The sequence below is a fragment of the Weissella sp. LMG 11983 genome (genome assembly GCF_025908495.1).
In the GTDB taxonomy this organism is placed as follows: domain Bacteria; phylum Bacillota; class Bacilli; order Lactobacillales; family Lactobacillaceae; genus Weissella; species Weissella fermenti.
The window spans coordinates 232,452-251,983 of sequence record NZ_JAOZFD010000001.1; the positions used below are offsets into that span (position 1 = coordinate 232,452).

Genomic DNA, 19,532 nt, shown 5'->3' on the forward strand with positions numbered 1-19,532 from the left:
CTATTTGGATTATCAGCTGCTGCCTGTTGCTGAATCTTCTTCAAATTAGCGACCGCAGCGCTAACTGACGGCTCATCTGCCAAATCACTCGGCACTTGCGTAATCGCATCATCAGCTGCCGTGTTAGCAGCATCACGGTCTGGTTGTGCCTCACTCACTGCATTCTTCACTGCTTGGGTTGCATCTGCTATCTGAGCTGCCGTGGATGTTGGGTTAGCCAACAAATCCTTCAACTCCCGCACTGCATCAGCAACTGGCTTTTCATTTGAAAGTGGTGCCGTTTTGGCCAGCGCATCTGCCGCATCTTGCCGGGCAGTGTCTTGTTTGGCAGCTGCCGCATCACGCGCATCAGACAATTTTTGGATAGCATCCAAGATATCTTGTGATAAGGCGTCCGCTGTATCCGTTGTGGCCGTCGACATGACTAACTGCAAATCTTGCAAAGCCGATTTCACCGCTGGTTCGTTCACTTGATCAGAACCTTGAGCATCCGCAATCGCTTGAGTTCCGGCTGCATTCGCATCATCACGGTCCCCCTTATCAGCTGTTGTCGCCGTATTAAGAGCTGCGGTAGCTGCTGTAATTTCCGATGCTGTTGCATCTGGATTGGCAAGAACCGCATTCAACGAATTAATTGCCTGAGCCGTTGCCAACTCGTGCGATACCGGACTCGCTTGTGCAATTGCCGATGATGCATCCTTACGAGCTTGCTCTTGAGCTGCTTGAGCTGCTGCCAACGCATTATCAAGTGCCTTACGAGCAGCATCGATATCAGATGTTAGTGCATTTGGTGAATCGTTTGCGGCGTCTGCCATCACTTGATTCAAATAATCAATCGCATCTTGCACGGCCGGCTCTTCACTTTGTTCACTGTTCATCGCCTTGGTAATTGTATTTTGCGCATCCGTCTCTGCCGAAGCACGGTCCGCCTTGGCATCCGCCGTTTCATTCAACAGCTTTTGTGTTGCGTCCGTAATCTCCTGAGCTGTTGCAGTCTCGTTTGCCAACACCTTTTCAAGCGCAGACTTTGCCGTTTCAACACCTGGTTCATTTGATACCGGTTGCAAATCATTGAGTGCCTCAGCCGCCTTTTCCTTGGCCGCATCTTGGGCTGTTGCCGCCTGGTTAACTGCCGTTTTCAATTCAGCCAATTTCTCTGCAATATCAGCCGTCAAGGCTGCTGATGAATCAGTCGCTGCTTCTGCCTGCATTTCTTGCAACGCGTTCAACGCACTTACAACCGTTGGCTCACTAGCTTGAGCAGAATTTTGCACATCAGTGATATAACTATCCGCTTCGTCATTAATCGCATCACGCTTATCCTTCTCAGCCGTCGTTGCGTCAGTCAAAGCCTTGGTTGCATTCTGAATATCTTGCGTCGAAGATGCCGGGTCAGCTAACAACTTGTCCAACGCCTTCCGAGCCGTCGCAACCGTATCTTCATATGATACTGGTTCGGTTTCAGCAATCGCCGCCTTAGCAGCATCACGCGCATCTTCTTGGTTACCTGCCGCCGTTTCTTGCGCAGTCGCCAAATCCGAAATTGCTTGCTCGATATCGGCCGTCAAGGCATCGGCATCATCAGTTGCCGCCTTTGCCTGTAGATCTTGCAAAGTCTTAATCGCATCAATCACACCAGGCTCGGTCGCTTGATTACCCGTTTGCGCTGCCGTCACCGCATCATCAGCCTTTGTATTCATCGCATCACGGTCAGCCTTGTCAGTCTTAGTTGCGGCCGTTACCGCTTGCGTTGCGGCTTGAATTTCAGCTGTCGTCGCATTTTCATTAGCTAACACATCTTGTAAATTATCCAAAGCTGCCTTTGTCGCTGCTTCATTCGATACCGGCGATGCAGCTGTAATTGCATCTTGAGCAGCATCACGCGCATCCTCCTGATCAGACGCGGCTTGACTGATTGCATCCTGCAATTCTTAATCGCATCACGAATATCATCTGTCAACGCATCTGCTGTGTTAGTCTTTGCCTGATCAACCAGATTTTGCAACGCTTTTTCAGCTGCCTGAACAGCTGGTTCTTCAGACTGATTTGAACTTTGTGCCTGTGAAATAGCTGTGGCCGCATCATCGTTAGCTGACGTACGCTGCGTGGTTGCAGTGTTGACAGCCGACGTAAGCGCCGCTGTTGCATCATTAATTTGATCTGCGGTTGATGTTGGGTCAGCTAACAGATCATTCAATGCATCAATCTTAGTTTGAACGTTTGGTTCGTAAGTTACTGGGGCAGTCTTGGTCAACGCCTCATCAGCGGCCGCACGTGCCACCTCTTGGGCACCACCAGCTGCTGCCACCGCGTCAGCCAAATCTTGGGTCGCCTGTTCAATATCAGCCGTCAAGGCATCGGCATCCCCAGTCGCCGCCTTATCCAACAAATCTTGCAACTTGTTCTTCGCATCAATAACCGAAGCATCGTTCACTTGATTAGAATTATTTGTTGTCGCAATTTGGTCTTCCGCAGCAGACGTCGCATCATCACGATCACTCTTCGCATCAGCAACAGCCTCGTTATACGCATTCGTCGCATCAACAATTTCTTGTGGCGTGCTATCTGAATTGTCCAAGACGTCCTGCAGGTTATCCTTAGCCCGGCTAACCGTTGATTCATTTTGAACTGGTGACGCATCTTGATCCAACGCAGTTTGGGCCGCATCATTCACGGCGTCAACGACCTTTTGAACCGCTTGCTCAATATCAGCCGTTGTCGCGTCATCATTTGCCGCCGCATCCTGCACGGCGGTCAAATCAGCCACTGCTTGCTTAACAGCATCATCTTGGCTATCAGCCACTTGTGTCTTAGTATCATTAGCCGTTGCATTCGCATCCGCACGATCAGACTTAGCCTGTGCGACTGCGTCTTCAAGGACTTGCTTAGCCGCATCCACCTCATCAGTTGTTGCATCAGGATTATCCAACACATCATCCAAAGCAGACTGCGCTTGCTTGACTGCATCTTCTTGAGAAACCGGTGCGGTATCAACTGAACCAGCTTCAGCACGCGCGACCGCATTTTCAAGGGCCGCCGTCGCATCAGTAATCGCTTCCGTTGTCCCCTTATCAGCATCGGCATTATCAATCGCATCTTGCAAAGCTTGTTGCGCCTCGACAACACCCGGATCATCCGCAACTGCTTGGGTTTCATTAGACGTCAATGCAGTTTGCGCTGCATCCTTCGCATCATCACGTTGCGTTTTTGCATCCTGGATAGCTTGTTCAAGTGCATCCTTAGCAGTTGCAACATCCGCATCACTGGCATTCGGATCGCTCACCAAATCATCCAAGTTTTTCTGTGCCGTTTGGACATCTGTTTCTTGTGAGACCGGTGCCGTATCAACCACCGTCAACATCACCGTCTTTGTGGTTGTATTACCAGTCGCATCCTTAACCGTAATCGTCACTTCACGAGCCTTGCCGTCAGCCTTCACATCATTCATAACAGAATCGTAATCGGTCGAAACCGTTGAGTCGCCGTATTGTTGGTTATCCGTCGTCGCATACCCAACCGCTGACAAGAAGGCTGCTTCATCAGCTGGCAACCCATCCTTCGAAGAAACAAGTTCTGTCTTAGTGGTCGTCACAGCTGGGGCTTGCGTATCACGGTAAACCAAGGTGACATCCTGATCTACCGCTGCGTCGTCATCGTAATCAGTTGCCGTATCCGTTGTGTCCGAAGTAATGGTATAGCCATCGATGACCTTATCGGCCGCCAACGATGCATCATCATAATCAACTGTTTCGTTGGTCTTACCTTCTAGCGCGTGTCCAGTCTTTCCAGTATCAGACGTCAATATGCGTCCAACTTCATCCTTAAAAGTCACATTGACTGTTTGATCCAACGGACCATACGTGACCACTGATTCTTGACTAACCGTCCCGTCGGTTGCTGCCCGAAGCATTGCCCGGGTCGCTGGCGCTTCTTCAGTAATCGTGTCATACGTAATCGTGTAGGTTGCTGACAAATTATCAGCCGCAATTTCCCACGTCACGCCATCAACTTCAGTGATATCCACAATTTCGTAACCGGTTGGCGCCGTAATTGTGCCGGTGACTTGTTGATCAGTCTTACCATTCAAGGTTGGATCCGATTGTGGATACGCTGGCCCATTTGTCGTCCCATCGACATACTGTTGCAAAATCTTAACCGTTTGATTCTGAGCCGTGTATGTGACTTCAAAGGTTTGGGTCTCGACATCGCTGCCTGATCCATTGTTACTATCATCAAAGATAGCATTAGCGGCCAACGCTTCAGCCATTGTGTCATAAATCGTGCCATCTGGCCCCTTAACTGAGTAAGTATAACCAGCTGTAGCCAAGTCATCATCCGTATAGCCAGTTGGTGCCGTAATCGTTTCGCCCGTTTTACCTTCAATCGTATTCATCTTAGCTGAAACTGTCTTCGCCCACGATGGTACAACCACCTTAAATTCAGCCAGTTGCGTCGCTTGCGTCAAGGTAATAACCGTATTTTGAACGTCACTATCTGTACCCGCTTCATCCAAATCCTTCGAGTTATCGTAGGTACCCGTCAGCGTCACTGTTGTCCCATCCGCACTAATCACCACCGTTACGCCCGAAGCAGCCGTCACGCCATCACTGGCAATGTAATAACCTGCCGGCGCTGTATAAGTGTAACTGTATGAATCAGCCGTACGGTCATTTTGTGTATCGACAACACTACTTGACCCCGTTGGCATCACCTCAGTAACCGTCGCAGTTTGGTTATTCGGTGCTAGCACAACAAGCAAGTTTTGTGGCGTCCCATCAGATGTCTCGTTTCCATTGTCAGAGTCATCCAAAATCACTGAGTACGTTGCTTCTTGGTGAGTCTCATCCGTGTAAACCACTGAATATTGATCACCCGTCACCGAGACAATGTAATACCCTTCCGGTGCTGTAATCGTGCCAGACTTTGTGTCACCCGTCACGCCAGCGATTGCAACCGCATCTGGCACCGTTGGTGAACCAACAGCGTTTGAATATGAGTAGCTAATCTCACCTGACTGACTTGCTTCAGCCAACATCAAGTTAAAGGTTTGGGCAGAACTATCAGCCGCACTTGGGTTAGTCGTATCGTCATAGTTAAACGTCAATGTTGCCGTTCGACCATCTGCAGCCACACTAACCCCACTTGGTTGACCTGAAGTAACAAAGTAATACCCATCAGCCGCCGTGTAAGTTGACGTGTAAGCACCACTTGTGACACCAGCAATTGCAATTGATGGCATTGGTTTATCACCGTCAGCTGTCGCAAAGTTCACATTCGCTGATTGGTAATCAGCCTTGTAACTGACTTCAAAGGCTTGTGCGCTTGAATCAGTTGATCCACTACCGTTAATCGTACTATCGTAACTTGAAACGGCTGACACCGCTGCTGACAACGTATTGTACGTATCTCGTGTGCCGTCCGCATTCACGACCGTCACTGTGTATGTGTAACCCGAAAGCGCAAGACTCGAATCAGTCATCGCGAAACTCAACTTGCCATCGGTCACACCACTAGCCGTTTCAACAGCCACACCTGCCGAAACTGGTGATTCACTCGTCACTGTCAACGTACTCTCTTGATACGAAGCGACGGGGTTCAAGATAAACTTCTTAACGCCAGTATTAACCGCATCAAAGAAATTATTTGCAGCCACCGCATCCGCCAATGTTGCGTAATGCACTGGATTACCATCTGCATCAACAACCATGGTGCCATCCGCATTTTGGACCGTTACCGTGTAGGTATAGCCATGGGTCATCTCCATGTTAGCCAAATCAGCATCGGTCAATGTTAGCCCCAAAGCGGCGCCAGTATCACCAGTCACCTTTGCCAACACTTGACCTGAGTAAATATCACTCGTCTCACCAACAACCACTTCAGCCGTTTGCGTGATTGCAGCATACACAACTGTAAAGGTCTGCGGTGTTGCGTCTGAAGTTCCGGTATTCGTTGTATTGTCGTACAACCCTTGTGATCCCGCGACAGCAGCTGACAATGTGTCAAAGACTGTCCCATTTGGTGTTTGAATCGTGTACGTATAACCACTTAAGGCCAACGCTGAATCTGTCGTTGCAAATGATACACGGCCACTCGTCACACCAGCTGCCGAGTCAAGCGTCACACCACTGCTAGTTTCAGTAGCCCCACCAATCACCAAGTTAGCAGATTGATAGTTGGCCACATAAGAAACGGTAAATACTTGTGGATCAGCATCTGAAGCTGTCGTATTGGTGTCGTTATACAAACTATTCGCGGCCATGGCTGCTGACAACGTGCTATACGTTGTACCACTGGCAGATCCCATGTAGACCACATAGCTGTATCCACTACGGCTCAAGGTACTGTCGTTGTTTGTGAATTTGATTGCACCGCTTGTGACACCGGCGGCACTTTCAATCGCCATACCAGCGCTAATTGGCGAATCCGCTGCCCCAACAATTGTTGCAGCTTGGCTCATCGCCGTGTAACTTACCAAGAACATCTGTGCCTCGGCATCTAAATCACTGGCATTGCTCGTGTTATCAAAGGTCGTATTATCACTTTGCGCTTCAGCTAGCGTGTCATACCACGCCCCGTTTGGCCCTTGGACTTGATAGGTATAACCTGATACAGCCAACGCTGCATCCGACCCATCAAACGGAATATTTGTGGCCGTCTTACCAGACAACGATCCAATCACTGAACCGGCGTGAATTGGTGAATCATCCGTCACAGCCAACGACGCCCATTGGGTGTCGGCCGTGTAAGTTACTGTGAAGTTTTGTGCGCTCGCATCTGTTGCACCCGTGTTAGTGGTGTTGTCATACAAGCTATTTGCCGCGATGGCAGTTGCCAAATCACTGTAAATCGACCCATCTGGTCCCATTACCGTGTAGTGATAACCTTGCACGTACAGATCACTATCGGCCGTATCAGCAAACGCAATTGCTGCACTAGTCGTACCAGCCGCTGACGTCACTGTTTGTCCCGCACTAATTGGGGATGTTGTATCAACAACAATATTCGCCGTTTGTGAATCCGCCGTGTAGATAACCACGAATTGTTGGGCCCGGCTATCTGAAGCTGCTGAACCGTTTGGTGTATTGTCAAAGTGCGTTTCAGCTGCCAGCGCTGAACTTAAAGTTGCATATGAACTTGTTGCATACTTGCCCCAAACCACATAGTGATAACCTGAAAGCACCAAATCAGCATCCGTAATGTTAAATGACAGTGAACCAGACGTTACTCCTGAAGTCGTTGCAAAGACTGAGTCCGACGTATAAGGACCCGACTCACCCAGAACGACTTCTGCTGTCTGATAATCAGCCTTATACGACACTAAGAAACTTTGAATAGCCGTGTCACTTGAACCAGAAACTGGATTATTTGTGTCATCAAACAATGAATTAGCTGCCACAGCAGCACTCAAGTTACTGTAAACACTGCCATCCGGCCCGGTCACCGTGTACGTATATCCGCGCTTAGCCAAACCTGAATCGGTCATCGTGAACGCCAAACTGCCCGCTGTAACACCGGAAGCTGAATCGGCAATCGAACCAGATGCAACTGGTGAATTGCTCGTCACAGCCAAAATAGCTGTTTGCGAATCCGCCTTATAGCTCACCGTAAACACGTCCGGATTAGCATCGCTAGTACCTGACGTTGTGTTGTTGCTGTTGTACTTGTTGTGAGCAGCCAACGCTGATGACAACGTTGTGTACGCCGTCGTATCACTGCCATACGTCACTGTGTAGGTGTAACCTGACTTAGCTAATTGTGAATCCAGCGTTGCATAAGACGAATTCGATGCAAACGAAATCGCTGACCCAGTCGAACCAGCGGCTGATAGTACTGTCGAACCAGCACTGATTGGCGAATCACTGGTCACAGCGACTGTCGCCGCCTGACTCATCGGTGCATATGAGACGTAGAAGAACTGCGCCTTCGTATCCGTTGTACCAGTGTTGTCAGTGTTGTCAAAGATGGCATTTGCGGATAGGGCCTCTGACAACGTCGCATACCACGTAATATTTGACGTGTCATAGCCAACCCCAACACGATACGTGTAACCAGATACCGGCAACGTCGTGTCGTTCACCTTGAAGGACATCGCACCACTCGTGACACCGGTAATGGCATCCAGTGAAGCACCACCGCTAATTGGTGAACCTTCTTGGACCGTAATTTGGGCCGATTGCACATTTGCCTTATAAAGTACGCGGAAGGCTTGGGCTGATGAATCAGTCGTAGCGGATCCATTTGTCGTGTTGTCATACAAGGCATTAGAGGCCAAGGCAGCCGTCAAATTAGCATAAGAACTACCAGTTGGCCCGATAATCGTGTAGGTGTACCCTGTTTTTGCTAATTGCGCGTCCGTTACGTTGAACGAAATACTACCACTCGTCACGCCACTTGCCGACGTAATAGCCGAATTTGCCGCCGTTGGGGATGCACTATCCACCGACAACGTAGCTTCTTGGTGGTTCGCACGATAAACGTACGTTACCGTTGATGTTCGCTTGGCATCATAAACCCCATCTGCATCTGAAATCGAAGCGTCAGGTCCGATTAGGGTGTAACCGGGGATGACCATTGAACGATCATCAATTGTTGCCCCAACAACGCCTGATGCCGTCACCGGTTCAACAATTTTTGTCCCATTTTCATCAACATAGTGATACGTCACCGTTGCCGTTTGTGGCGAATAAACAACCACAAACAATTGACGTTGTGCATCGACTGTTGCGTTGGTTGCATTTGAATTATTGTCATACTTTTGCGCAGCTAACGCTGAAGCCAATGTCGTATAAGAAGCCAGCACGCTACCGATAATTGAACCCGCTGAATCAATTGTTTTAACAACAACTGAATACGTGTACCCACTGCGAGCCAATTGTGAGTCCGTGGTACTAAATGAGATAGCACTGCTTGCTGGCCCATTTGCTGATTTCACTGACCGCTGAATAGCTCAAAACTGAATGACTTGACGTGTCTGTTGGTGTTGTCTGTAAGACAGCATACTGGTTCGTCTTGTAATTAACCGTGAACACTTGGCCACTAGCATCCGACGCACCACCGTTTGATGTATCGTCGTACTTACCATGGGCGACCAAGGCAGCTGACAACGTCGCATATGAAACACTATCACCTGGATAAGTCACTGTGTACGTGTAACCAACGCGCGCCAAATCACCATCTGATGCCGCAAAACTAATCGCATTATTTGTCGTACCAGCTGTTGAAGCCAGAACGGCCCCCGCACTCACTGGACCATTAGTGGCATATTGAATTTGCGCCGCTTGATACTGTGGCACATAACTGACTGTGAATACTTGTGCCGAACTATCCGTGTTTGATGGATTAGTTGTCGCATCGTACATTGCGTTGGCCGACATCGCTGCTGACAAATTGCTGTACTCTGAACCATTTGGCCCTTTCACAACATAAGAGTAACCCTGCGCAGACAGTGAAGCATCGGTGTATGGCAATGCCAACGCCGTGTTGGTGTATCCATATGAGGAAGCCAAAACAGATGCGGCATTCACCGGCGAATTTGCATCAACTACCAAACTTGTAAATTGCATCGCTGGATAGTAATACAACCAAAAGTTTTGTGCTGACGCATCAGTTGTCGTGTTATTCGTACTATCAAAACTGTATGCTGACTGTGCTGCGCTCAACGTCGTATAAGACGAATTATCCGGTCCATAGATGACATAACGATACCCAGATGCTGCAGTAATCTGCGAATCAGTTGTGGTAAATGAGATGCTGCCACCTGTGGAACCAACCGCTGATGCATATAACGAACTACTTCCTGAAGAAACCCAGGCGCCACTTGATGGTGCAAAATATTGCACATATAAATTGGCTTGTTGCGGGTTGGCTACGTAGTTAACTGTCCAATTTTGTGGTGTCGCATCAGCTGAGCCGACGGCATTCGCTGTACTGTCCCAAACGTTTGTAGCAGCTGCCGATGCTGATGCCATTGTTGTATAGCTTGAACCACTCGGACCTGTCACATAGTAGCTGTAACCCGAACGTGCCAAGCTAGCATCAGTAATACTCGTCGCCAAGCTACCCGAGTTTCCCAGTGGCATATCTTGTTGCTTCGTTGTATAAGAAGCAATCGTCGATGACCCATTCCAAAGCGCCGGCGCGTTCGTTTGAATGTTGGCCTGTTGCGTTGGCTTTTCGGCATAGGTAATCGTGATAACGTTTTTACTTGCGTCTTGTGAAACCTTCACAACCTTACTTGCAGAACTAACGTTATAGCCTTTAATTGTTGGCGCTTGGAAACCATAATCTGCAGTATCAACCCCTGAAGATAAACTCGTGATACCGACTGTTTCACTAACATTCGCAATAAATGTTGTTGGGTCCTTGATCGTCTTGCCAGCTGTATCAACATAGTTAACAGTTGTTGTTCCAGTCGCAAACGTTCCTGAGACATTGTCAATTGATGCATATTGGTCTTGTGCATTATCTCCGTTAATAGCATTCAATCCCAGCGTCAGAGCTTTAGGCGCCGCCAATGTGACACCAGCAGCCGCAGTGTCAACTGTCCACGTCTTAGGGGCGCTGGTGCTATTTGATGTGTTCGTCGTTTCCAGTGTCGCTACGATTGACGGCCCACCATTAGGACCGCCAGTTGGATTCCAGCTCAGCGTGAACTTGACTGTATTGCGCCATTGGGCCAAGTCATAACCTGACGTGTACAACTTAGTTCCCGGTGTAGTCAGGTTACCGCTGGCATCAGTCGTACGAAGCGCACCAAATGGTCCTCCGGCTGGGTCTTTATAGCCGGTATTTTGATTAAAATCAATTCCAAGCGCAAAGGCATTTGCGACGCCTTGAATACCCAGTCCGCTTCCGCCATTTGTCTTTAGGTTATACGATGATGCAATATTTTCAGGATCGGTTGGCGTCAACAGCAACCCCGTCCAATCTGAATAATCCCGTGCCAAATTAATATTACTTCCAGCCAAACCAGGATGTAGGTACCCATCTATCGTAAATGGTTTTGTTGCATCAAATTGACGGTTCAAATAGGTATATCCACCTGTCGCTTTTCCGTTTGCAACCAACTTAGTGTAATAAGCGCCCACTGGATCATTAATGCGTTGGTTATTGTTGTAATTTCGATCTGCCGCCCAAGTAGCACCGTTATAATCCCCCAACCCAGTTACCAAACTATTATCCCAAACCTTGGTTGCGCCCCAAGTAACCGTTCGCTGAGAATTTGGATCTTCGGCATCTGCATCCGTCACCTGGTCAATCGTCTTTGTTGAATTGACCGTGGCGGCGTAGGTCTGATGCATGGCATCATCAATAAAGTCCCAGAATTGCGGTTCGACTGTCGTCACGCCACCGACGGCAACGGCGGTCAGTCCGGCCGCGACCCAGAACTTGCTATTTTCCAGCCTTTTCTTTTTTTCCTTTGTTTTTTCCATTGTTATTTCCCCAAACAATACTTTCTAAGCAAGACAACATCACAAATTTGTAATATTCTCCCTTTCCAGTGCCAGAATACCAGGTCAGATGGACGTTTACGGTTGTTAAGCGTGGGCATTTTTAGAATGATTTTTGCCTTAAAATCACTAACCGGGCAAAAAAAGCATGCCGTCATCAGCATGCTTTTTCATCTATTTACTTCTCTTCTGAATCGTTATCTACTTCGACAACCTGTGCTTGCTTAGCCCAACGCATACCAAGATAAACCAATCCGACAAATACCAATACAGCGACTGACCAAATAGCCACTACTGCTTGCGTACTCAAGCCCGCTGCCCGCTTTAGAAAAGCGTTTTCATGCTTAGCTTCCTTAGCTGGTGCCTTAGCTGGTGCCTTAGCTGTCGTCTTTGACTTCACTGGCATGTCCACTTCCAATGGCCCGTGTAGCGGATCGTTAACTGATCCGTGATGCAACGTTGCATTAGCGGCCGCCGGTACTTGCTTTGCTGGCGTTGCTGTTGGCGTAGCCGTTGTGGTTGCTGCCGGTGTTGATACGAACACGACCGTCGGTACAACTGGCGTCACCGGCGTTGCAGTCGGTGCCACAACTGTTGGTGTCACCGGTGTACTTGGCGCCGGTGTTGGTGTTGGCGTAGTTCCGCCACCATTATTTGGTGCTGGTGTTGACGCCGTTTGTACGACCAATTGGCCAGTCGCTTCACTACCAAACACACCCTTATCAACGTTTGCTGGTTGGCTAACCTTCACGTCATACTCACCCGCGGCCAATTGGCCACCGTTAAAGTTCGTATAATCTGTCCCGTTTTGGCTAAGTGATACTGTCACCGGTTGCCCATTACCTGCGGTGTACAAATCGGTTGGGTTAATCGTATCAGTTGCTAACTTAGTCGAATTCACCACAGCCAAATTGTTTGCCTTAAATGACAACGGCAGACTTGAAACTTCAATTCGGGTTGCCGTTTCACCATTTGGCCCCTTCAAAGACAATGGGCGGGTGCTGTAATTTGCTGCATCGCTCCAGTCTGTATCGTTTTGATCGTAATCGACACGCCATGATGTCGGCCCAACAATTTTATCCAAATCGCCTGACAAAACGCGTTCAGGATTATAAATGATGGCATTTCCACCAATAGCGCTATCAGTTGCCTTGCCCGCCAAAATCAATTGATTCAAACGGGTGCCATCTTCTTTTCCAAGCGTGATAGTTGGTGCAGTCTTGCTACCCTCCTTGCGTGTCAAGGTCACTGGCTTAGCAAAATTACCTTCAAGTTGCATCACACTAGCCATGCCCGGCATGTCTTCTGCGTAGACAGCCAATGCATCACGAGAACCACCCAACAAGTTGGCCGTTCCAGTTACTGTGGTGATTCCTTGCAACGCACCTTCTACAACTGAAGGCTTATCACCTTCGAAGTAAAGGTGTGTTTGTTGATTGCCAGTTGAAGCAATCGACGTACCATCGCCATTTTGATTCAAGGTCACGCCATTCAAATAGAGATTGACTTGGCCATCTGCTGTTTTGGTTTGTTTTACAGTCCCACCTGCAAACGTTACTGTGCCGTCAATGTTTGATAGTACTTGCGCCCCATTTGAGATTTTTACCCCATAATCTGCAGCTGAAACACTTTGTGTTGTTGGTAATGTAAGTAGACCGGCAAAGGGTACGATTACAGTCGCTAACATTGCCCCTCTAAATAACCTAGTCACTTTTTCCATTGTCCCCACCTCTTCTAAAAATTGCTCCGTAACTAATTTGTAACAATAGAATACGGCGATTAGTTCCTTAATTCACGTGACAACCCTTAAATTCACAAAACGTTCACTTAATTCACAAAAACGTCAAAACCACACAAAAAGACGCACCACACAGACCGGAAGTGATCTGCGTGGTGCGTCTTTTTTGTCGTTATAAACTCGAATCTTATCTCTATCTAATGTAGCAGATTTTTCAAGTTTTCGCTAATGTTTTAATAGTGATTATCGCTTAACGTGGCGACCGTGCACTAAGAAGTACCAAACCAAGGCGATAATCGCAAAGGCAATCATCAACTCATACAATCCGACAAAGCCAATGCTTGGTTCAATCAAACCAAGCAAGTAAGGTCCAACACCAAAAGCCAAATCAAAGAAAATGAAGTAGGTCGACGTTGCATATGACATACGCTCAGGTGGCACAATCTTCGCAATTGTTGCTTGAGCGGCTGATTGGAAGTTTCCAAAACCAACCCCGATGAAAATCGCAGCCAATACGAATACCCAAACATTTGTGACATGACTCAATAGTACAAAACCGATCGCTAGCAAAATCAAGCCTGGGTAGATGATGTAGTTTTCGTTCTTTTCATCAGCCAAACGGCCCGTAAATGGTCGGCTAATGAAAATCACCGCCGCGTAAATCAAGAAGAAGTACTCAGTCACGGAAGACATATGTTGCGCCTTCATAAAGAAACTCAAGTAACTTTGGATGGCTGAATACGTCAACGTGGCAATGAATAGCGCGATTGCCAACGGCACTGCCTTAGGCTCTAAAAACTTCTTAAGGCCTGTTGGCTTATCAGCCGTTTCAACCTTTTTAACCGTGTGAGCCTTAATATCAACGGCTTGTTTGTGAATCAAAATCGTTGCCAAAAAAGCTAACACAGCAATGACAGTTTCAATGTTAAACAAGAAACCGTAGCCAATCTTGCTTAAGGCCAATCCCAAGAATGGGCCCATTGCCGTGGCAATAACTGTGCTCAATGAGAAATATGAAATTCCTTCACTGCGACGCTCTTCCGGTACAACAAACACAACTGCTGTATTCGTAACCGTCCCAATGAGCCCAATCATCATTCCTTGAACAAAACGTAGTACCAATAATGAAATCATTGACGTTGCGACATGATAAGCCAGCATACTAGGAATCAGCACAAACGCGCCGACCATCATCATCGTCTTGGTTGAAAAGCGTGCGAGCACCGCACCAGACATCATACGCATAACGAGTGAGCCAATAACCACGATACCAACTAGCAAACCACTACTTGCTGTTGATAGATGGAGCACATCGACTGCATATGGCCCAACGGCAACAATCAAACTGTAAAACGTCATCAAAACTAGGAAGTTAATCAGCGCAATTTCAAGAAATGACTGGTTAAAGATCTTGGTTTTTCCGGAATTCATAAAAACCTCTACTTTCAAAATTAAACAAATAAGTGCCCTTTTGTTGTCATTAACAAAAGTGTCGCCTAAGAAAGACGACTTATCCACTTTACGCTTATTTTTTGGAAGTGGCAAATTTTAGTGGTCATTCCGTTTGACGCCCACATTTTATAAGCAGATAATGAGTTATAGTCTAATTAGAAAGAAGCACCTTCATGTCAGCATCTACACCTATGTACCAAGTCATCAGTTATCTGAATGATTTGGACGGGAGTTATGTCTCCCTATTTGCGCCAGACGCCATTGTCTCTGATGTTGCTTCAAAGCAAATCAGTGTCGGGTTGCCTGACATTCAAAGCTATTTTAAGCAATACTTCTTTGCACATAACGTCCAAACAAGTATTCACTCCGTCGAACCTTTAAACGATGAAGTCCTAGCACACGTCACCTTCCATGGTGATTTTTCCGACAGTTTTGCACCTGACGGAGATGTCGATGCAACAATTGAATTAGCCACTACTGGTCACAAGATTCATAAGATGATTATCAAACTAGACCCTGCCTAATGTGGTATGCTTAGTTTACTAATTAATAGAGAGTGAGCAAATACATGGCCACGTATAATTTGACAGACATCCTCGACATCGTAAAGTTGTGGGGTGTTGATTACCCAAACAAGCAAAAGAACCGCGTAAAGTACGACGCATTCAAGAAGGATCTCCGTAAGAAGATTGAGGAAACATTCGATACTGAGGCTGATGCTTTAGCAGCTGTCACACCAGAACTAGTCGCACCGGTTAAGCCAAACCCAGTAACTGGTCAAACGACCACCTACTCAGCCCGTCACATCGTTTGGCTGTTCGAACAACCTCTTTTCTTGGTTTGGGTGATTAAGCACAGCGCTCGTCAAGAAGCTTTGTTGCCTTTGTTGAAGGCTGAAAAGACACGTTCTGAAGTTGCCGACACTGAAGAAAACGCCGAAGCAATCATTAATAATTGGCACTAAAAAATAGGATGGTATCTTGAGAAAATCGAGATACCATCCTATTTTGTTTAATCAATAATACGCAATTCCTTTGATGAGTGCGTGAATAAATCAGCACCGGTCTCCGTCATGACAACTGAGTCCTCAATACGAATACCCAAGTCACCAGGGATGTAGATACCTGGCTCAATCGAGAAGGCCATACCTGGTTGCAAAATCAAATCATTGCCAGTCGCAATTTGAATCGACTCGTGGACTGATGAGCCAATACCGTGGCCAAGACGGTGCACGAAGTACTCGCCATAACCAGCCTTGGTGATAATATCACGGGCAATCGCATCCAACTCCCCAGCTGTCATACCAGGCTTTGCTTGTGATTGGGCAGCCAATTGGGCTTCCAAGACAACGTTATACACGTCGCGTTGGTGATTAGAAACTGACTTGTAGGCCACCGTACGCGTTGCGTCTGAAACATAGCCCTCGTAAATCGTTCCCAAGTCAAACAAAGCCAAATCGCCAGCCTTCAACAAGGTTGAACCAGTGTCACCGTGTGGTTCGGCTGCGTGCGCACCGAATTGAACCAACGTCTCAAATGACATCCCCACAACCCCCATTGACTTCAAGTCATATTCCAACTTGGCCATCACTTGAAGTTCTGATACACCTTCCTGCAAAGCAGCAAAGGCGAATTCAAAGGCACGGTCCGCATCATCACCAGCCTTGTGCATCTTAACGATTTCGTCCGGTGTCTTAATCAAGTGCATTTCAGTCATCAATGGGGACAAATCAGCCACAAACTTAGCTTCTGGTACAGCAGTTTGCAACAAAGCAGCACGGTCCAACGTCATTTGGGCCTTTTCAACGGCCCAATTTGTCGCATGCGTTGTGTGTTGCTTAATATAGTTGGCAATCATTTGGTATGGTTGCTCGTGGTCTTGGTAACCATAAACCGGGTGCGTCCAACCCGCACCCTTAACCGCCTCGACTTCAAGTGCTGGCGCAAAAATAAATGGCTCATCTTGTGGAAAGACAACCAACGCCAAAACACGTTCGATTGGGTCAATTCAAAGCCCGTCAAATAGGCAATTGAATGAAAATCTGAGAAGTAGGCGACGTCCAATTCATTGTCATTCAACCATGATTGGATTTTTGTAAGTTGTTCAGTCATCTGAAATCCCCTCTTGTTTCACTTTTCTATCATTGTACACTCATTTTCAGAAAATGACGCAACAGACCGATTATTTATGCTAAACTATTAACTTGTGATATATTGAATGTTCTCATGAAAACATTTTATGAAAGCATGATACAATAACCTTGTAACCGGTTGCAGATATGCAACTCGGTAAACGACTGAAAAGGTATGAAAACGACAAAAATTCTGTATGAGAGAACTATAAAGGAGCATCAGCATGGAAAAGCAGACCATCACGATTTATGACGTGGCCCGCGAAGCGAAAGTCTCAATGGCAACCGTTTCACGTGTTGTCAATGGCAATGCCAACGTTAAGCAAGAAACGAAAGAAAAGGTTGAAGCCGTTATCGAACGACTTGGTTACCGACCAAACGCCGTTGCTCGTGGTTTGGCCTCACGTCGTACGACCACAATCGGTGTCGTAATTCCCGACGTGACCGACCACTACTTCGCCGAATTGGCCCGTGGAATCGATGACGTTGCTGCCATGTACCACTACCAAATCATTTTGGCTAACTCAGATGAATCTGATACCAAGGAATTGCAAGTTTTGGAAAACCTATTGAGTAAGCAAGTTGACGGTATTATCTTCATGGGTAACTTGATTGACGATGATATCCGCAAGGAATTCGCTAAGGCTGATGTGCCAATTGTCTTGGCCGGTTCAGTTGATGACGTGACTGCTCAACCTTCTGTCAACATTGACTACACAAGTGCCATCGGCGAAGCAACGACCAAGTTGTTGAAGAACGGCCACAAGCGGGTTGCCTTTGTAACTGGAAGTTTGGATCACGGCATCAACCGCGAGTACAAGTTGAAGGGTTACATGAATGCTCTGGCTGTCGCTGGGGTCGACTACGACGAATCACTTGTTATCCAAGGTGATTATGACTATCAATCAGGTTACCAAATGGCCGAAATGGTTCGCGATGCCAAGGCAACAGCCGCTGTCGTTGTTAACGACGAAATGGCTGCCGGCTTGTTGAACGCAATGACTGATGCTGGTGTTAAGATGCCCGAAGACTTTGAGTTGATTACAAACAACAACTCAAAGTTGGCCGTTATGACGCGTCCACAAATGTCTTCAATCACGCAACCCATCTACGACCTTGGTGCCGTTGCTATGCGTATGTTGACGAAGTTGATGAACCGTGAAGAATTGGCTGTTAAGAACATCATCTTGCCACACGGTTACGTTGATCGTGATTCAACGAAGCAATAATGACTACAAAAAAGAGGAACGACTCAACAGTCGTTGAACTGAACCCCATGAGTTGGAGCAAATCTAACTCATGGGGTTTTTGTATGTTTTCAAAAGAAATTCAAATAGAAGCAGTTTCTCTGTACCTCAAAGGTGTACCGACTGTTGAAATACGCAAGAAATTCGGAATTAAGGGATCATCAACGCTTGGAATCTGGGTGGACTCCATAAAACGTGACGGAGTATATGGAATTAAAGATTCCCATAGAAAGCAGACAAGTTATCCGTATTCCTTTAAAATCAAGGTAATTAATTGGCGACTTACACATCACGCGTCTTATCCTGTAGCAGCGAAAAAGTTCAGGGTGACTAGCCCTTCGTTGATTTGGCAGTGGGAACGTGCGTTGGAGTCTGGTCGGCTAAAACCTGATAAACGAAGGCGGAAACGAACTATGAATAAGCAAGAACACGACAAGATCAAGAAGCTCGAAGAAGAGAATGAACTACTTCGAATTAAGGTAGCCTACTTGGAAAAACTCGAGGCCTTAGCTCAGGAAAAGAAGAAATTACAAACCAAGACAAAGCGGTAGTAATCACTGTGCTAAGGCAAGAGTTGAAGTGCAAGTTGAAGCTGCTTCTTCAAGTAGCCGAGATGTCTAGCAGTAGTTATCATGACGCGTGCAAGCGTGCGTACAAGGAGTATCCACGTGAGTTAATTGATGAGATTATATCAATTCGTGATGACAACCCGGACTACGGTTACCGTCGTGTCACACAAGAGCTTCGTAATCGTGGCTTCAACACCAACCATAAGGTTGTGCTGAAAATTATGAAGATGAACGGGCTTCTCTGTACTGCTTTCAACCGTCTGACACGGAAGTACAATTCTTACGCCGGCACTGTCGGACATATCTCACCGAATCGTGTAAACCGTCGGTTCACAACGGATCGACCATATCAGAAGGTTCTCACCGACGTCACTGAAGTCCGTTGGGGATCAGGCACGATGGCTGAACGTGCTTATTTCACCGCCTATATTGATGTTTATAGTGGTGAGATTCTCACTTGGAATATCGATATTCATCCAACTGTCGAGTTCGTCACAAAGCCATTAGATGAGCTTCTACAAAATAGGCCAGAATTGAATTATCGAATGACAATTCACTCTGACCAAGGTTTCCAATATCAAAATTATGAGTATGTATCACGGCTAAAGACTAACCGTGTGTTCCAAAGCATGAGTCGCAAAGCGACATGCCTAGATAACGCAATGGCTGAGAGTATCTTCCACATCTTGAAGGTAGGAACGGTACATAACAACCACTATCAAAGTTATGACGAATTAAAGTCCGCCATAACTAACTATGTCTATTACTACAACAATAAGCGGATAAAAACAAAACTGGCCGGAAGAACTCCGGTTCAATACCGAAATCTTTCCGACCAGTTAGCCGCTTAAACTTCACTCCAATTTTTGGGGTTCAGTTCACGTTCCTCTTTTTTCATATGATTAAGCTTCTTCTGACAAGCCCTTCTTGTTTGTTTCAGACAAA

The 19,532-nt window shown here is 46.9% G+C and carries 10 protein-coding genes and 1 pseudogene; 5 read left to right on the forward strand and 6 right to left on the reverse strand.

Annotated elements, in window-relative coordinates:
* Positions 1-1,789: 1,789 nt before the first annotated feature.
* From OIT45_RS01290 to OIT45_RS01305, 4 genes are all read right to left on the reverse strand, one after another.
* Positions 1,790-8,932: a MucBP domain-containing protein gene (locus OIT45_RS01290; protein WP_264339778.1), complete on the reverse strand. Its 7,143-nt coding sequence runs from the start codon at positions 8,930-8,932 to the stop codon at positions 1,790-1,792.
* Entirely contained in the window at positions 8,889-11,432 is a 2,544-nt protein-coding gene (locus OIT45_RS01295; RefSeq protein ID WP_264339779.1) for a hypothetical protein, read from the reverse strand. Before OIT45_RS01295 ends, OIT45_RS01290 begins: the two co-directional genes overlap by 44 nt.
* A gap of 196 nt (positions 11,433-11,628) precedes the next feature.
* Positions 11,629-13,170: a hypothetical protein gene (locus tag OIT45_RS01300; protein WP_199404174.1), complete on the reverse strand. Its 1,542-nt coding sequence runs from the start codon at positions 13,168-13,170 to the stop codon at positions 11,629-11,631.
* Positions 13,171-13,431: 261 nt separating this feature from the next.
* Positions 13,432-14,619 carry an MFS transporter gene (locus OIT45_RS01305; protein ID WP_199404175.1) on the reverse strand — a complete coding sequence of 396 codons (1,188 nt, stop codon included), beginning with the start codon at positions 14,617-14,619 and terminating at the stop codon, positions 13,432-13,434.
* Between the two features lie 194 nt (positions 14,620-14,813).
* Between OIT45_RS01305 and OIT45_RS01310 the strand changes: the two genes are divergently transcribed.
* Together OIT45_RS01310 and OIT45_RS01315 are read left to right on the forward strand one after the other, a co-directional pair.
* Positions 14,814-15,164, forward strand: a complete 351-nt coding sequence (locus OIT45_RS01310; protein ID WP_199404176.1) for a hypothetical protein — start codon at positions 14,814-14,816, stop codon at positions 15,162-15,164.
* A 44-nt stretch (positions 15,165-15,208) separates the two neighbouring features.
* On the forward strand, positions 15,209-15,604 hold the full coding sequence (locus OIT45_RS01315; protein ID WP_199404177.1) for a hypothetical protein: 396 nt from the start codon (positions 15,209-15,211) through the stop codon (positions 15,602-15,604).
* A 47-nt stretch (positions 15,605-15,651) separates the two neighbouring features.
* Here the strand turns inward: OIT45_RS01315 and OIT45_RS01320 are convergent, their stop codons facing one another.
* A complete protein-coding gene (locus OIT45_RS01320; protein ID WP_413743295.1) occupies positions 15,652-16,431 on the reverse strand; it encodes a M24 family metallopeptidase in 780 nt (259 codons plus the stop codon).
* Positions 16,408-16,751 (reverse strand): annotated as a pseudogene (locus OIT45_RS12605) (aminopeptidase P family N-terminal domain-containing protein); the annotation flags it as partial. The gene OIT45_RS01320 and the pseudogene OIT45_RS12605, both read right to left, overlap by 24 nt.
* Before the next feature lie 244 nt (positions 16,752-16,995).
* Here OIT45_RS12605 and ccpA point away from each other — a divergent pair.
* From ccpA to OIT45_RS01335, 3 genes are all read left to right on the forward strand, one after another.
* On the forward strand, positions 16,996-18,000 hold the full coding sequence (gene ccpA / locus OIT45_RS01325) for a catabolite control protein A (protein WP_135797553.1): 1,005 nt from the start codon (positions 16,996-16,998) through the stop codon (positions 17,998-18,000).
* A gap of 83 nt (positions 18,001-18,083) precedes the next feature.
* Complete coding sequence (locus OIT45_RS01330; RefSeq protein WP_264330220.1) at positions 18,084-18,569, forward strand: helix-turn-helix domain-containing protein; 486 nt, start codon at positions 18,084-18,086, stop codon at positions 18,567-18,569.
* Between the two features lie 8 nt (positions 18,570-18,577).
* Positions 18,578-19,438, forward strand: a complete 861-nt coding sequence (locus OIT45_RS01335) for an IS3 family transposase (protein ID WP_264329911.1) — start codon at positions 18,578-18,580, stop codon at positions 19,436-19,438.
* Positions 19,439-19,532: the final 94 nt, after the last annotated feature.

Bases quoted from the DNA above. Each gene is read 5' to 3' on its own strand.
- ccpA (WP_135797553.1), top strand. From the start codon at position 16,996: ATGGAAAAGCAGACCATCACGATTTATGACGTGGCCCGCGAAGCGAAA.
- OIT45_RS01330 (WP_264330220.1), top strand. From the start codon at position 18,084: ATGTTTTCAAAAGAAATTCAAATAGAAGCAGTTTCTCTGTACCTCAAA.
- OIT45_RS01315 (WP_199404177.1), top strand. From the start codon at position 15,209: ATGGCCACGTATAATTTGACAGACATCCTCGACATCGTAAAGTTGTGG.
- OIT45_RS01300 (WP_199404174.1), bottom strand. From the start codon at position 13,170: ATGGAAAAAGTGACTAGGTTATTTAGAGGGGCAATGTTAGCGACTGTA.
- OIT45_RS01305 (WP_199404175.1), bottom strand. From the start codon at position 14,619: ATGAATTCCGGAAAAACCAAGATCTTTAACCAGTCATTTCTTGAAATT.
- OIT45_RS01295 (WP_264339779.1), bottom strand. From the start codon at position 11,432: ATGGAAAAAACAAAGGAAAAAAAGAAAAGGCTGGAAAATAGCAAGTTC.
- OIT45_RS01310 (WP_199404176.1), top strand. From the start codon at position 14,814: ATGTCAGCATCTACACCTATGTACCAAGTCATCAGTTATCTGAATGAT.
- OIT45_RS01320 (WP_413743295.1), bottom strand. From the start codon at position 16,431: ATGACGTTGGACCGTGCTGCTTTGTTGCAAACTGCTGTACCAGAAGCT.